Annotated in this window: 12 protein-coding genes; 8 read left to right on the top strand and 4 right to left on the bottom strand. The window is 69.3% G+C overall.

Features of this window, described 5'->3' with window-relative positions; translation table 11 throughout:
• Positions 1 to 139 precede the first annotated feature (139 nt).
• The 3 genes from gltX to G6048_RS14410 form a co-directional block, all read right to left on the bottom strand.
• Complete coding sequence (gltX, locus tag G6048_RS14420) at positions 140 to 1,639, bottom strand: glutamate--tRNA ligase (RefSeq protein WP_165339915.1); 1,500 nt, start codon at positions 1,637 to 1,639, stop codon at positions 140 to 142.
• The gene (locus G6048_RS14415; protein WP_165339914.1) at positions 1,632 to 2,420 is read right to left on the bottom strand and encodes a fumarylacetoacetate hydrolase family protein; all 789 of its coding nucleotides are present in this window, start codon (positions 2,418 to 2,420) and stop codon (positions 1,632 to 1,634) included. Before G6048_RS14415 ends, gltX begins: the two co-directional genes overlap by 8 nt.
• A gap of 130 nt (positions 2,421 to 2,550) precedes the next feature.
• Positions 2,551 to 2,745, bottom strand: a complete 195-nt coding sequence (locus G6048_RS14410) for a hypothetical protein (RefSeq protein WP_165339913.1) — start codon at positions 2,743 to 2,745, stop codon at positions 2,551 to 2,553.
• Between the two features lie 592 nt (positions 2,746 to 3,337).
• On the opposite strand from G6048_RS14410, the gene G6048_RS14405 reads away from it, so the two are divergent.
• The 8 genes from G6048_RS14405 (at position 3,338) to G6048_RS14370 (ending at position 13,975) form a co-directional block, all read left to right on the top strand.
• Positions 3,338 to 7,174: a sensor histidine kinase gene (locus G6048_RS14405; protein WP_165339912.1), complete on the top strand. Its 3,837-nt coding sequence runs from the start codon at positions 3,338 to 3,340 to the stop codon at positions 7,172 to 7,174.
• A gap of 9 nt (positions 7,175 to 7,183) precedes the next feature.
• Positions 7,184 to 7,597, top strand: coding sequence for a roadblock/LC7 domain-containing protein (locus tag G6048_RS14400; RefSeq protein ID WP_033321189.1), 414 nt, complete (start codon positions 7,184 to 7,186; stop codon positions 7,595 to 7,597).
• A gap of 104 nt (positions 7,598 to 7,701) precedes the next feature.
• Positions 7,702 to 8,100 carry a DUF742 domain-containing protein gene (locus G6048_RS14395; protein WP_165339911.1) on the top strand — a complete coding sequence of 133 codons (399 nt, stop codon included), beginning with the start codon at positions 7,702 to 7,704 and terminating at the stop codon, positions 8,098 to 8,100.
• On the top strand, positions 8,081 to 8,656 hold the full coding sequence (locus tag G6048_RS14390; protein ID WP_033321071.1) for a GTP-binding protein: 576 nt from the start codon (positions 8,081 to 8,083) through the stop codon (positions 8,654 to 8,656). Before G6048_RS14395 ends, G6048_RS14390 begins: the two co-directional genes overlap by 20 nt.
• Before the next feature lie 353 nt (positions 8,657 to 9,009).
• Positions 9,010 to 12,294, top strand: coding sequence for a sensor histidine kinase (locus tag G6048_RS14385; protein WP_165339910.1), 3,285 nt, complete (start codon positions 9,010 to 9,012; stop codon positions 12,292 to 12,294).
• A 10-nt stretch (positions 12,295 to 12,304) separates the two neighbouring features.
• Positions 12,305 to 12,718, top strand: a complete 414-nt coding sequence (locus G6048_RS14380; protein ID WP_033321188.1) for a roadblock/LC7 domain-containing protein — start codon at positions 12,305 to 12,307, stop codon at positions 12,716 to 12,718.
• 95 nt (positions 12,719 to 12,813) lie between these two features.
• Positions 12,814 to 13,413, top strand: coding sequence for a DUF742 domain-containing protein (locus G6048_RS14375; RefSeq protein ID WP_165339909.1), 600 nt, complete (start codon positions 12,814 to 12,816; stop codon positions 13,411 to 13,413).
• The gene (locus G6048_RS14370) at positions 13,394 to 13,975 is read left to right on the top strand and encodes a GTP-binding protein (RefSeq protein WP_026248371.1); all 582 of its coding nucleotides are present in this window, start codon (positions 13,394 to 13,396) and stop codon (positions 13,973 to 13,975) included. Before G6048_RS14375 ends, G6048_RS14370 begins: the two co-directional genes overlap by 20 nt.
• Positions 13,976 to 14,108: 133 nt before the next feature.
• On the opposite strand, the gene G6048_RS14365 is transcribed toward G6048_RS14370, so the two are convergent.
• Positions 14,109 to 14,297 carry an acyl-CoA carboxylase subunit epsilon gene (locus G6048_RS14365; RefSeq protein ID WP_165339908.1) on the bottom strand — a complete coding sequence of 63 codons (189 nt, stop codon included), beginning with the start codon at positions 14,295 to 14,297 and terminating at the stop codon, positions 14,109 to 14,111.
• Positions 14,298 to 14,301 lie beyond the last annotated feature (4 nt).

Below are 14,301 nucleotides of genomic sequence, written 5' to 3'. Positions count from 1 at the left end.
AGAGACAGCCCCTTCCCGAAACTGCGGGCTTCGCCCCCAGCCCCCATCGGGAGAGCCGACGCCGGTACGGCTGCCGCCTGAAGGCAACACAGCGGGACGGCACCTGGCATAGGTGCCGCCCCGCCGTACGTGGCGTGCGCTACGCGGTCAGCTTGGCCAGGGCCGCGTCGATGCGGGTCAATGTTTTCTCCTTGCCCAGGACTTCCAGGGACTCGAAGAGGGGGAGGCCTACCGTGCGGCCGGTGACGGCTACGCGGACGGGGGCCTGGGCCTTGCCGAGTTTGAGGCCGTGCTCCTCGCCGGCCGCGAGGACGGCGGCCTTGAGCGGCTCCGGACTCGTCCAGTCCGCGGATTCCAGCTTCGCGCGGGCCGTGCGCAGGAGCGCGTCCGAGCCCTCCTTCATCGCCTTGTTCCAGGAGGCCTCGTCCTCGACGGGCTCGTTCAGGAACAGGAAGTCCACGTTCTGCGTGATGTCGGACAGGACCGTCAGGCGGGTCTGGGCGTGCGGGGCGATCGCCTCCCACTTGGCCTGGTCGAAGTCCTCCGGCGCCCAGGGCGCGTGCGGGGCCTTCAGCCACGGTCCGCAGGCCTCGACGAACGCCTTCACGTCCAGCCGCCTGATGTGATCGGCGTTGATCGCCTCGCACTTCTTCAGGTCGAAGCGGGCCGGGTTCGGGACGACGTCCTTGATGTCGAAGGCCGCGACCATCTCGTCGATCGAGAAGACGTCCTGGTCGGCGGAGAGCGACCAGCCCAGCAGGGAGAGGTAGTTGAGCAGGCCCTCCGGGAGGAAACCGCGCTCCCTGTAGAGGTTCAGCGAGGACTGCGGGTCGCGCTTGGAGAGCTTCTTGTTGCCCTCGCCCATCACGTACGGCAGGTGCCCGAAGGCCGGCACGGACTTGGCGATGCCCAGTTCGATCAGTGCCTTGCAGAGGGCGATCTGGCGCGGGGTGGAGGACAGCAGGTCCTCGCCGCGCAGGATGTGTGTGATCTCCATGAGGGCGTCGTCGACGGGGTTCACGAGCGTGTAGAGGGGCGCCCCGTTGGCTCGTACGATCCCGTAGTCCGGAACGTTCTCCGGGGTGAACGTCAGCTCGCCGCGGACCAGGTCCGTGAAGGTGATCGCCTCGTCCGGCATGCGGAAGCGGACGATGGGCTCGCGGTCCTCGGTCTTGTACCCGGCGATCTGCTCGTCGGTGAGCGCGCGGCAGTGGCCGTCGTAGCCGGAGGGCTTGCCGGCAGCGCGGGCGGCCTCGCGGCGGGCGTCCAATTCGGCCGTGGAGCAGTAGCAGTAGTACGCGTGGCCGGCGTCGAGGAGCTTGCGGGCGACGTCCTTGTAGATGTCCATGCGCTGCGACTGGCGGTACGGGGCGTGCGGGCCGCCGCCCGCGCCGGAGGCGCTGTCGAATGCGGCGGGGCCTTCGTCCCAGTCGAAGCCGAGCCAGCGCATGGAGTCCAGCAGCTGCTCGTAGGACTCCTCGGAGTCGCGGGCCGCGTCGGTGTCCTCGATACGGAACACGAAGGTGCCGCCTGTGTGACGGGCGTATGCCCAGTTGAACAGGGCGGTGCGGACCAGGCCCACATGGGGGTTGCCGGTCGGCGAGGGACAGAAACGTACGCGGACGTTCGCGTTAGCCACGCTTGATCACCTTGTTGGTGAGAGTGCCGATGCCTTCGATGGTGACGGCGACCTCGTCGCCGACGTTGAGGGGGCCGACCCCTGCGGGGGTGCCCGTGAGGATCACGTCGCCGGGGAGCAGCGTCATGGCCTCCGTGATGTTCACGATCAGATCCTCGATGGGGTGGATCATCTCGCTCGTACGGCCCAGTTGGCGCTGCCCGCCGTTGACCGTGCACTGGATCGTCAGGTCGGAGGGGTCGAGATCCGTCTCCACCCAGGGGCCGAGCGGGCAGGAGGAGTCGAAGCCCTTGGCCCTAGCCCATTGCTTCTCGCGCTTCTGGACGTCGCGTGCGGTGACGTCGTTGGCACAGGTGTAGCCGAGGATGACGTCCTTGACGCGCTCGCGCGGGACCTCGCGGCACATGCGGCCGATGACCACGGCCAGCTCGGCCTCGTGGTGCAACTCCTGGGAGAAGGAGGGGTACGCGATCTCGTCGCCGGGGCCGATCACCGAGGTGGACGGCTTGAAGAAGGCGAACGGGGCGTCGGGCACCTCGTTGCCGAGTTCCTTCGCGTGCTCCGCGTAGTTGCGGCCGAAGGCCACGACCTTGTTCGGGAGCACCGGCGGGAGCAGCCTGACCTTGCTCAGCGGCAGCTTCGTACCGGAGAGTTCGAAGTCCGTGAAGGGGATGCCCTTGATGATGTCGAGGACGAGCCCGTCGGTCGATCCAGGAGGGCTCTCGCCCTCGACCGCGCCGAACGCGACGTTTCCGTCGATGGAGAACCTGGCGATGCGCACGGGAACCTTGCGCCCCTCTACTGAGCCGGCCGGAGTATGACGCTCCAGGCTAACGCGGGGAAGGGGTGTCACCTCACGCGATTACGCGAGGCCCGTCGGGCTCGTCCTCGACTCTGAGTCCTGCCGCGGCCTACTGCTCGGCGCCCGCGCCCACCGGGACGTCCACCAGGATGGTGCGGCGCGGGTTGGCGGTCTGGGCGGGGAGCTCGACGGCGTGCTCCTGCTGTTCCCGCCAGTCCGGTGTCTGCAGTTCGTCGGCGTCTTCGAGATGCGCCAGCGTGGTGCGTCGCGGATTGGCTATGTTCTGGAACATCAGCGTCTTCATGTGCGGTGTTTGACCCCGTCGTACGGGCGCCTGCGCGGCCAACGGCCGTCGCACAAGCGCGTGTTGTCGGATTTGCTGTACCTGTAAAGCCTCAGGCTAAACGTCCGGTTCCCGGGGAAAGTTGTGAAGACCCCATGATCGCCGTGTGAGTTTCCTCACGAACCGCCCGTCAAAACGGTCAATTCGCGCCGACCTTGCACGCTGACAAAGCGGGCATTTCCCACCTGAAGCCATCATTCCGCTGCTGATCATGGCGACTGGGACACGCCTCGCGCACGCGCGGATCGCCCGATTGTGCCCGTTATGCGGGGGATCACTTTCTACGACCCGTAACTCGCCCCTCACAAGGGGTCACGTTGGTCACAGCATGACCCATGGGCCTTGTTGGAGATCCGGCACTGTGCTGGAATTCCACGAACCGCCGCGGGATCGAACCGGCGCACAGGGGGCGCAACGCAGCGCCGCATGGCGGCGGGATAGGGGGAGCAGCGCCGGTCACCGAAGACCGACAAAAGGCGCATTGCGCCGGTACGACGCCGACACCGTCCCACCGTTCTGCGGAGGGGCGCCTGGTCCAGAGGTTGCGACGCTAGTGCAGGGACGTTTCAAGAGGGATGGCAGCGCTTCGGCGGAGCCGGAGCCGCACGGCGGGACCGACCGCGGTTCGTCGCCCCAGCACGCCCAGAGCCAAGGACCGGCACAGACCGGCGACACCGGTGATCGCGGCTCCCGCCCCGGCCCGGGAGGCCCGTCGGGCGGACCCGCGGCCTCGGCGCCCGCCGCCCCGGCGGCGAAGCCGAAGAGCCCGAGCGGCCCCGGCGCCCGAATAGCGCTGCGCAACTGGCGTATCTCCACGCGCCTGGTCTCGCTGCTCGCGCTCCCCGTGGTCGCCGCGACCTCGCTCGGTGCGCTGCGTATCAGCGACTCCATGGACGACATCCAGCAGCTCGACAACATGAGGCTGCTGACCGACATGACCAAGGAGGCGACCGAGCTCGCCGTCGCGCTCCAGGAGGAGCGCGACAAGTCGGCCGGACCGCTCTCGCACGGCGCGGACGGGTCCGAGCCCACGGTCAAGGGCCTGCGCGACAAGACGGACCGCGCGCGTGCCGCCTTCATGGAGGGCTCGCGCGAGATCGACGACGCGAGCAGCGACGAGACCCTCGACGGCGTCCGCGACAACGTCGTCTCCATCGTCTCCGAGCTGAGCAAGATCAAGAACATCCGCAACGTCGCCTACACGGACAACGAGAACTCCTCCCAGACGGTCGAGGCGTACCACCGGCTCATCGATCGGCTGCTGGGCCTTTCGCAGGACATGGCGCAGGCGACCAGCAACCCGGAGATGATCCAGCGCACGCGCGCCCTGGCGGCCTTCTCCTCCGCCAAGGAGTACGCGTCCATCCAGCGTGCCGTCATCGCCGCGGCGCTGCCCGCGACCGACAAGACGGTCGGCGAGCTCTCGGAGAACGACCGGCAGTACGCGGCCTCCGCGCTGGACAACCAGAAGTCCGAACTCTCCGGCTTCGCCAGCATCTACGACGGCAACGCGCAGGCCCTGATGAGGCCGATCGACGAGGGCAGCCCGACCATCGAGGAAGCCGACAACTACGCGCAGCGCGTGCTCGGCCGGGAGGACGGCCTGGAGCAGCGCGAGAAGCGCTCGTACCTGGACTGGATCGACGCCGACTCGGCCAAGATCCAGGAAATGTCCAAGATCGAGCTCACGCTTCTCAACCAGATGGAGCAGAAGGCCCGTGAGCTGCGCAACGACTCCGAGCAGGAAGCGATCATCTCCGGTGCGCTGATCCTGCTCGTGCTCGGTGTCTCGCTCGTCGGCGCCTTCGTTGTGGCCCGGTCCATGATCCGCTCGCTGCGCAGGCTCCAGGACACCGCGACCAAGGTCGCCCAGGACCGGCTGCCCGAGCTGGTCAAGCAGCTGTCCGAGTCCGACCCGCAGGACGTCGACACCTCCGTGCAGTCGGTCGGTGTGCACTCCAAGGACGAGATCGGCCAGGTGGCCGCGGCCTTCGACGACGTGCACCGCGAGGCCGTACGACTGGCCGCCGAGCAGGCCCTGCTGCGGGGCAACGTCAACGCGATGTTCACCAACCTCTCGCGGCGCTCCCAGGGCCTCATCCAGCGTCAGCTGTCGCTGATCTCCGAGCTGGAGTCCCGCGAGGCCGACCCGGACCAGCTGTCCTCGCTGTTCAAGCTCGACCACCTCGCGACCCGCATGCGCCGTAACGGTGAGAACCTCCTCGTTCTCGCCGGTGAAGAGCCCGGCCGCCGCTGGACCCGCCCGGTCCCGCTGGTCGACGTGCTCCGTGCCGCCGCCTCCGAGGTGGAGCAGTACGAGCGGATCGAGCTGTCCTCGGTCCCGGCGACCGAGGTCGCGGGCCGCGTGGTCAACGACCTTGTGCACCTGCTCGCCGAGCTGCTGGAGAACGCCACCTCGTTCTCCTCGCCGCAGACCAAGGTCAAGGTCACCGGTCACGCGCTGCCCGACGGCCGCGTACTGATCGAGATCCACGACACCGGTATCGGTCTCTCCCCCGAGGACCTCGCAGCGATCAACGAGCGGCTCGCCTCGCCGCCCACCGTGGACGTCTCGGTGTCGCGCCGCATGGGTCTGTTCGTGGTCGGCCGGCTTTCGCAGCGACACGGCATCCGCATTCAGCTGCGGCCGTCCGACTCCGGTGGTACGACCGCGCTGGTCATGCTCCCCGTCGATGTCGCCCAGGGCGGCAAGAAGGCACCGGGCAAGCCGGGCCAGGGCGCGGGTGCCGGCGGTCCGGCCGCCGCGCAGGCCGCTGCCGGTGTGGCGGCGGCTCGTCGTGGTGGTGCCGGTAGCGGTCCCGCGCTCGGCGGCGGTGCGGGTGCGCCGGGTGGCCCCGGGCGCCTGAACTCCGGGCCGCAGCGCGGGCAGGTCGGTGCGGGCTCGGGTCCGCGTCCCGCGCTGCCCGGCAGCGACTCGGGCGGCCGTCCGGGCGGGCCGGGCGGCTCGCGTGGACCGCAGCCGCCCATGCCGCCCGCGCCCCCGCAGGGCAGGCCGGCTCCGGCCGGTGCCGCGCCGGGTGCGCCGCAGGGTCTTCAGGCCGCCGGTACGGGTGCTCCGCAGGGCTTCGACGGTTTCGCCGACAGTGGCCGCCAGGAGGGGTTCGGCGGCCGTGGTCCCGTACCGCCGCAGCGGCGCCCCGAGGGCAACAACGCCGATCAGGGCCGTCATCCCGGGCAGCCGCAGCTGCCGCCGCCCGGTGGTCCTCGGGCCGAGCTGCCCGGGGGCAACCCCCAGCCGCGCGTGAGCAGTTGGAGCGACGAGCCGGGCCGGCGCGACTCGATGGACGCCCCGCGCGGCCACGAGGAGCCGGACGCGACCTCGCGCATGCCGCGCGTGGACGACCGTCAGGGTCCGGGCTCGACCGAGGAGATCCCCCGGATCGACGACCGTCAGGGTCCGAACTCCACGGGTGAGTACCCCCGGCCGGACTTCGACGCCCCGCGTCCCGGTTCCGGAGGCGGTCCCGCCGACTTCGACATCCCGCGTCCCGGCCAGGGCACCGGGCAGTTCGTGCGCCCGGATGTGTTCGGCCCGCCGAATCCTTCCGCCCGGCAGAACCCGTCCTCGACCGGCCAGTTCGCCAGGCCCGGCCAGGACGGCCGCCAGGACCAGCCCGCGAACGGGCGGACCCCGGCGTCCGGCTACAACGGTTCCGCCCCGGAGCGGGACGACCGCGGCGAGCGCCAGGGCGGTGGCGACACCGGCCAGTTCGAGCGCCCCGGAACCAACGGGACGAACGCGAACGGTACGAACGGCAACCGGCGCCCCCAGCGCCCGCAGCCGCGTCGGCGCCCCTCGCTCCCCCCGCAGCCGTCGCATGCCCCACGGGCGCAGGAGCCCGAGGGCCTGCCCCCGGCGTCGGGCCCCGGCGACGGACGTACACCGCTGTACGACACCCTGGAAACCAACTGGTTCCACCAGGCCCAGGAGGCCCAGGGGCAGGACCAGGGCCGGAGCAACGGCTCCCGGACCGAGTCGGCGTCCTCGGCGTCCGCCATGGACACCCCGCCGCCGCCCAACCGGGCTCCCGCGGCCCCGCAGCGCCCGGCGCCGGAGCCGGCTCCGGCCGTCACGTCGTCCTGGCGTGCCTCTCCCAATGATGAACTCGGCCGCCAGGCCGAGAAGGTGCGTCAGCCCACCGCGGGTGGCGTGACCGTCTCGGGCCTGCCGCGCCGGGTGCCCCGCGCGAACCTCGTCGCGGGCACGGCTCAGCAGCAACAGCACCAAAGCGGTCCGCAGGTCTCGCGTGCGCCCGATGACGTACGCGGCCGGCTGACCAATCTCCGTCGGGGCATCCAGCAGGGTCGCCAGGCCGGTTCGGGCCAGACCGGCAGCTTCCCCAGCCCCACTCACCAGCAGGAGCGTTAGTTGAGCCAGATGAGCCAGGCGGCACAGAATCTCAACTGGTTGATCACCAACTTCGTTGACAACACCCCCGGGGTGTCCCACACCGTCGTCGTCTCCGCCGACGGACTCCTTCTGGCGTTGTCGGAGGGCTTCCCGCGCGACCGCGCGGACCAGCTCGCTGCCGTCGCCTCCGGACTGACCTCGCTCACCGCCGGCGCCTCCCGGATCTTCGAGGGCGGCACGGTGGCGCAGACGGTGGTCGAGATGGAGCGCGGCTTCCTGTTCCTGATGTCCATTTCCGACGGCTCGTCGCTCGCGGTCCTGTCCCACCCGGACTGCGACATCGGTCTCGTCGGATACGAGATGGCCCTGCTCGTCGACCGTGCGGGCGCCGTATTGACGCCCGATCTGCGGGCCGAACTGCAAGGCAGCCTGTTGCACTAGTTCCCCCCACGCACAAGGCAAGACCCACCGTCAGGCCGCCTGCTCCCCCACCGGCCCTCATCGACGGCACGAATGACCGACTTGCTGTCCCGCCCGGAGGACTCATGACCCCGCCCACCGCCTCTCACGATCCGTACGCAGAGCCGTACGGGGACGAGGGCGACCAGCCGCTGGTACGTCCGTATGCGATGACCGGCGGCCGGACCCGGCCGCGCTACCAGCTCGCCATAGAGGCACTGATCAGCACCACGGCCGACCCGGCGCAGCTGATGGGGCTGCTCCCCGAGCACCAGCGCATCTGCCACCTCTGCCGTGAGGTGAAGTCTGTTGCCGAAGTCTCGGCACTCCTGTCCATGCCCCTGGGCGTGGCACGGATTCTCGTCGCGGACCTCGCTGAGGCCGGACTCGTCGCCATCCACCAGCCCGGTGGCGACGAGAACGCCGGCGGCCAGCCGGACGTGACACTGCTCGAAAGGGTGCTCAGTGGACTTCGCAAGCTCTGACGGAGGCCGGGCGACCACCTCCGCGAAGATCGTGGTGGCGGGTGGCTTCGGCGTGGGCAAGACCACGTTCGTCGGGGCCGTCTCGGAGATCAACCCGCTGCGTACCGAGGCCGTCATGACGTCCGCGTCCGCGGGCATCGACGACCTCACCCACACCGGAGACAAGACCACCACGACGGTGGCCATGGACTTCGGCCGTATCACCCTGGACCAGGACCTGATCCTGTACCTCTTCGGTACGCCCGGCCAGGACCGCTTCTGGTTCATGTGGGACGACCTGGTACGCGGCGCCATCGGCGCGGTCGTCCTGGTCGACACCCGCCGTCTCGCCGACTGCTTCCCGGCGGTCGACTACTTCGAGAACAGCGGACTGCCCTTCGTGATCGCCCTCAACGGCTTCGACGGGCACCAGCCGTACACCCCCGACGAAGTCAGGGAGGCCTTGCAGATCGGGCCAGATTCCCCCATCATCACGACGGACGCCCGGCACCGGGCTGATGCCAAGAGTGCGCTGATCACGCTGGTCGAGCACGCGCTCATGGCGCGTCTTCGGTAGCACCGAAATCAGCCATGCCATACGGCAGTTGTCGTAGAAGCCTTGGAGCCGGCTGTGTCCTTTGACACGGCCGGCCAGGCTGTTCATAACGTTTCGACAGAGAAATTGAGTGGCATCGACACGCGTCGCGGTCGCACGGTGCCGCTGTGCTCATATCAGCCCCGTCTTTTGGCGGGGCTCGCTCTTTATGACCGTTTTATCTGGGCCTTACGAAGCCCGGAATCCTCGGTTCCGAGTGTTTGGACGAGCACAGCCTGACGTGCTGGAATGCCTGAACTGCCCGGTAGGTAGCCCAGGGCTGGAAGACACACGCGGCACAACGTTGGTGCCGACGCCGAGAGGTTGTTGGTCGAGTGAGGCGAAGCAAGAACGGTCCCGAGCCGTCGGCGCGGGGCAACTTCACCCCGCCGCCGCGCGGAGCGGCACCCGCACCCGTGCCCCGGAAGACGGAGCCGACGGCGCCACCCGCGTCCAGCGGCAGCCGGCTGTCTCCGCGTAACTGGCGCGTACCGACCAGACTGAATGCCATCCTGCTCATACCCGTGCTGGTCGGCCTGGTCATGGGCGGCTTCAACGTGAAGAACTCGATCGACACCTGGAACGAGGCCCAGGACGCCGAGAAGATCGCGCAGATCGTGGCCTCCGCCTCGGAGTATGCGGCGGCCCTGCTGAACGAGCGCGACCTCTCCGCGGAGCCGCGCCTCAAGGAGAACCCGTCCGCCGAGGACGAGAAGATCGTCGACCAGGTCCGCGCCACCACCGACGAGAAGGCCGACGCCTTCCACGAGTCCGTCGAGGGCATGCCCTCCGGATATGGCCTGGAGCGCCGCCTCCGCCTCGTGGAGGAGGCCGAGCCGGCGCTCGCGAACATGCGCAAGAACGCGTACAAAACCTCGCAGGACCCGGTGAAGACCGAAGAAGACTACGTCGACATCGAGCACCTTCTGCTGGAGTTCACCAACGAGCTGGGTCTCGGCACCGGCAACATCACCAGCTACGGCCGCACCGTGTACGCGGTCGCGCTGGCCAAGGGCGCCGCCTCGCTGCAGCGCTCGATCGGTATGCACCTGCTCGTCAGGCCCAGCGAGGACGAGGCCACGTACAACCGGCAGCGCGTCGCGTTCACCTCCTACGCCTACCTCGAGGGCATCGCCGTCCAGGAGTACATCTCCGGCGGTACGGCGCAGGACGCCCAGAAGCTCAAAACGGTCATGGCGCAGAAGACCCAGGAGGGCCAGCAGCAGGTCGCCGAGGCCGAGCGGCAGGCCGAGGCCGCAGGCCGCGAGTTCGTGGCCCCGCCCGCGCTGGACAAGATGGTCCAGGGCGTCGCCGCCCAGAGCCCCGACGAACTGAGGACACAGGGCATCACCCCGGCGACCTGGATGGGCGCGTCCACCGCCAAGTTCGACGGCTACGACGAGATCGAGGCCGACCTCATCGACTCGGCCGTGGCCGACGCGGACCAGGTCGCCTCCGACGCCCAGCGCGACGCCATCATCAACGGCGCGATCGTCATCATCGCCCTGCTCGCCGCGTTCATCATCGCCTCGCTCATGGCCCGCCAGATGAGCCGCTCGATGCGCCAGCTGCGCAACGCGGCCTTCGGCGTCGCCGAGCAGCGCCTGCCGATGCTGGTCGACCAGCTCTCGCGCACCGATCCCGGCCGGGTCGACACCCGCGTCGCGCCCATCCCGATCACCTCCACGGACGAGATCGGCGAGGTCGCCCGCGCCTTCGACCAGGTCCACCGCGAGGCCGTCCGGCTGGCCGCCGAGCAGGCCCTGCTGCGGGGCAACATCAACGCGATCTTCACCAACCTGTCGCGCCGCAACCAGTCGCTGATCGAGGGCCAGCTGACCCTGATCACCGACCTGGAGAACAACGAGGCCGACCCGGACCAGCTGGAGAACCTCTTCAAGCTGGACCACCTGGCGACCCGTATGCGCCGCAACGGCGAGAACCTCCTGGTCCTCGCCGGCGAGGAGCCCGGCCGCCGCTGGGACCAGCCGGTCCCGCTGGTCGACGTGCTGCGCGCCGCCTCCTCCGAGGTGGAGCAGTACGAGCGCATCGAGCTGTCCGGCGTCCCGGAGGCCGAGATCCACGGCCGCGCCGTGACCGACCTCGTGCACCTGCTGGCCGAGCTCCTGGAGAACGCCACCACGTTCTCCTCGCCGCAGACCAAGGTCCGCGTCACCGCGACCCGGCTGCCCGACGGCCGCGTGATGATCGAGATCCACGACAAGGGCATCGGCCTCACCGCCGAGGACTTCGCGGACATCAACCACAAGCTGGCCAACCCGCCGACCGTGGACGCCGCGATCTCGCAGCGCATGGGCCTGTTCGTGGTCGGCCGGCTGTCCGACCGGCACGGCATCCGGGTCCAGCTGCGCCCCTCCGGCGAGCAGGCCGGTACGACCTCGCTCGTCATGCTGCCCGACGCGATCACCCATGGTGGCGGTGGCGATCAGAACCTCCAGGGCGACGAGTTCACCGTCTCGCAGATCATCCCGGAGCAGCAGCAGTCCTTCCAGGGCGAGAACTTCCAGGGTCCGCCCATGCGCACGGCCGCCGAGCTGGGCTTCGACGACAGCCGCTACGACAACGTCCCGGACGACATACGCGAGCTCGACCCCGTCGGCCGCTCGCTGATGCGTGAGGAGCGCCGAGCGGCCCTGGAGTCCCAGTCGCAGCAGCCGGAGCTCGAGGCCGGGTCCTTCCGCGAGGACTACGACCGGCAGCAGCCCGGGTACGACGAGGGCCGGACCGGCTACGACGGCAACCAGTCCGGCTACGAGCCCCAGCAGCCCGCCTACGACGAGGGCAGGCCCGCGTACGACGGCGCACCCGCCGCGTACACCGAGCAGCCCTCGTACGACCGGCAAACGGCGTACGAGGAGCAGCAGCAGCCGGCGTACGACGAGACGTACTTCCCGTCGAACCCGTCGAACGGCGGCTATCCGGAACCCTCCTATGCGGAGCCGGTCCAGGAGGAGCGGCCGCAGGCCCCCGGATCCTCGCAGGACAGGTTCTCGCCGTTCGAAGCCCAGTCCTACCAGGACGACTGGCCACAGCAGGACGAATACCGGAACGGGTATCAGTCCGAGTACGCTCCGGAAACGGAATCCTCGCAGGCCGCTGACGTGGCCGAGCAGGACCGCGTAGGCTTCGATCGTCCGGGACCGGCCCCCTCCGCCGCCCACGAGCTGACCGACGCCGGGCTTCCGCGCCGCGGATCCACCGACGCCGGGCTTCCCCGCCGCGGAACCACCGCGAGCGGCAGCGGCCAGCAGCGCGTGGGCCAGGAGCCGCCGGCCGGCGCGGACACCAGCGGCAGCAACGGCACCGGTGAATGGCGTACGGCCAACGACCAGCGGTGGCAGCGCGCCGAACAGCTGAAGCAGCCCAAGGCGGGCGGGGTCACCTCTTCCGGCCTGCCGCGGCGGGTACCCAAGGCCAACCTGGTCGAGGGCACCGCGGAATCGACCAACCAGGGCGGCCCACAGGTCTCCCGCGCCCCCGAGGACGTCCGGGGCAGGCTGAGCAACCTGCGCCGGGGCGTCCAGCGGGGACGTAACGCAGGCAGTGAAACGAACGGCCAGGGCTTCAGCCCTGATAGCACCTACAACCAGGAGCGTTAGTGTGAGCCCGATGAGCCAGGCGGCGCAGAACCTGAACTGGTTGATCACCAACTTCGTGGACAACACCCCCGGGGTGTCCCACACGGTGGTGGTCTCCGCCGACGGACTCCTTCTGGCGATGTCCGAAGGCTTTCCGCGCGACCGCGCCGACCAGCTGGCGGCCGTCGCGTCGGGTCTTACCTCGCTGACCGCGGGCGCGTCCCGCATCTTCGAGGGTGGCAGTGTGAATCAGACGGTTGTGGAGATGGAGCGAGGATTCCTCTTCATCATGTCCATTTCCGATGGTTCTTCGCTCGCGGTCCTTGCACATCCGGAAGCGGACATCGGTCTCGTTGGGTACGAGATGGCCCTTCTGGTGGACCGTGCCGGTACGGTGCTGACGCCTGATCTGCGTGCCGAGCTCCAGGGGAGCCTTCTCAACTAGCAGACAAGCGATACATTTTGGCGTCCCGTGGCCGTAAGGTTTCGGACACGGCTATCCAGAGTGATGGGTGCCCGGCACAGTCGGAGGAGGAGAAAGTGGCAACACCCCCAGGCGGTTCGTCTTCGGGCAACTGGTCTTACGGTCCTGGCCAGGGCCAGGGCCAGGGTGACGGTTCGCAGAACCCGAACCGGTACAACTTCCCCTCCACGCCCAGCCACCGGCAGCGCCAGCCGTACGCGCCCCAGAGCCCCCAGGGCCCTGGTCCCTCGCCGTACGACCAGCCGCCGGCGCCGCGCATCCAGCCCGTACAGCCGCAGCGCCGCTCCCCAGAGCCGTCCCCTGCCGGCGGGGCATCAAACCCTCTGGTGCGTCCGTACGCCATGACGGGCGGCCGCACCAGGCCGCGGTACCAGCTCGCCATCGAGGCGCTGGTGCACACCACCGCGCAGCCGCACCAGATGCAGGGCCAGCTGCCCGAGCATCAGCGGATCTGCAACCTCTGCCGGGAGATCAAGTCGGTGGCCGAGGTCTCGGCCCTGCTCACCATCCCTCTCGGCGTGGCCAGGATTCTCGTCGCCGACTTGGCGGAGGCGGGCCTGGTCGCCATCCATCAGCCCGGCGGCGACGAGAACGCCGGCGGCCAGCCAGACGTGACACTGCTCGAAAGGGTGCTCAGTGGACTTCGCAAGCTCTAGCGGCGGTCCTTCCCGCTCAACCACCTCGGCGAAGATCGTGGTGGCGGGTGGCTTCGGCGTGGGCAAGACCACGTTCGTCGGGGCCGTCTCGGAGATCAACCCGCTGCGTACCGAGGCCGTCATGACGTCCGCGTCCGCGGGCATCGACGACCTCACCCACACCGGAGACAAGACCACCACGACGGTGGCCATGGACTTCGGCCGTATCACCCTGGACCAGGACCTGATCCTGTACCTCTTCGGTACACCCGGCCAGGACCGCTTCTGGTTCATGTGGGACGACCTGGTACGCGGCGCCATCGGCGCGATCGTCCTGGTCGACACCCGCCGTCTCGCCGACTGCTTCCCGGCCGTCGACTACTTCGAGAACAGCGGACTGCCGTTCGTCATCGCCCTCAACGGCTTTGACGGCAATCAGCCGTACAACCCGGACGAGGTCCGTGAGGCGCTGCAGATCGGTCCCGACACTCCGATCATCACAACGGATGCGCGGCATCGGGCCGATGCGAAGTCGGCTTTGATCACGTTGGTTGAGCACGCGCTCATGGCTCGCCTGCGGTAGCGCCGGCCGCGGAGCACGAAAGGGCGCCCTCTCCGGTTGGAGAGGGCGCCCTTTTTGCGTGCGTGCGGCCACCTGGCTGCCCCTACGGGGAGTTGGCCGGGTGCGGCCCGTATGGTGGCTGGTCGCGTGGTTCCTAGCGCCAGCTGTGCGGAGCCCGGAAGCCGGGCTCGCGTTCAAGGCGGCGCCAGCCGGCCTTGGTGCGGCCTCGGTGGGCCGGGGTCGTGGGAGTGGCGGCGGCGCGGGCCAGGAGGATGGCCGTGATGGCGGCGACTTCCTCGGGCTCGGCGTGGCCCTTCTCGACTCGGATGTCAGGGGTGCTCATGGGC

The sequence above is a fragment of the Streptomyces ureilyticus genome, from assembly GCF_011045025.1.
In the GTDB taxonomy this organism is placed as follows: Bacteria; Actinomycetota; Actinomycetes; order Streptomycetales; family Streptomycetaceae; genus Streptomyces; species Streptomyces ureilyticus.
This window is presented reverse-complemented; position numbering and strand designations above follow the sequence as displayed.

What these genes read in the sequence shown, in the direction of transcription:
- G6048_RS14380 (WP_033321188.1), top strand. Translation starts at nt 12,305, where the DNA reads ATGAGCCAGGCGGCGCAGAACCTGAACTGGTTGATCACCAACTTCGTG.
- G6048_RS14410 (WP_165339913.1), bottom strand. Translation starts at nt 2,745, where the DNA reads ATGAAGACGCTGATGTTCCAGAACATAGCCAATCCGCGACGCACCACG.
- G6048_RS14395 (WP_165339911.1), top strand. Translation starts at nt 7,702, where the DNA reads ATGACCCCGCCCACCGCCTCTCACGATCCGTACGCAGAGCCGTACGGG.
- G6048_RS14400 (WP_033321189.1), top strand. Translation starts at nt 7,184, where the DNA reads ATGAGCCAGGCGGCACAGAATCTCAACTGGTTGATCACCAACTTCGTT.
- G6048_RS14365 (WP_165339908.1), bottom strand. Translation starts at nt 14,297, where the DNA reads ATGAGCACCCCTGACATCCGAGTCGAGAAGGGCCACGCCGAGCCCGAG.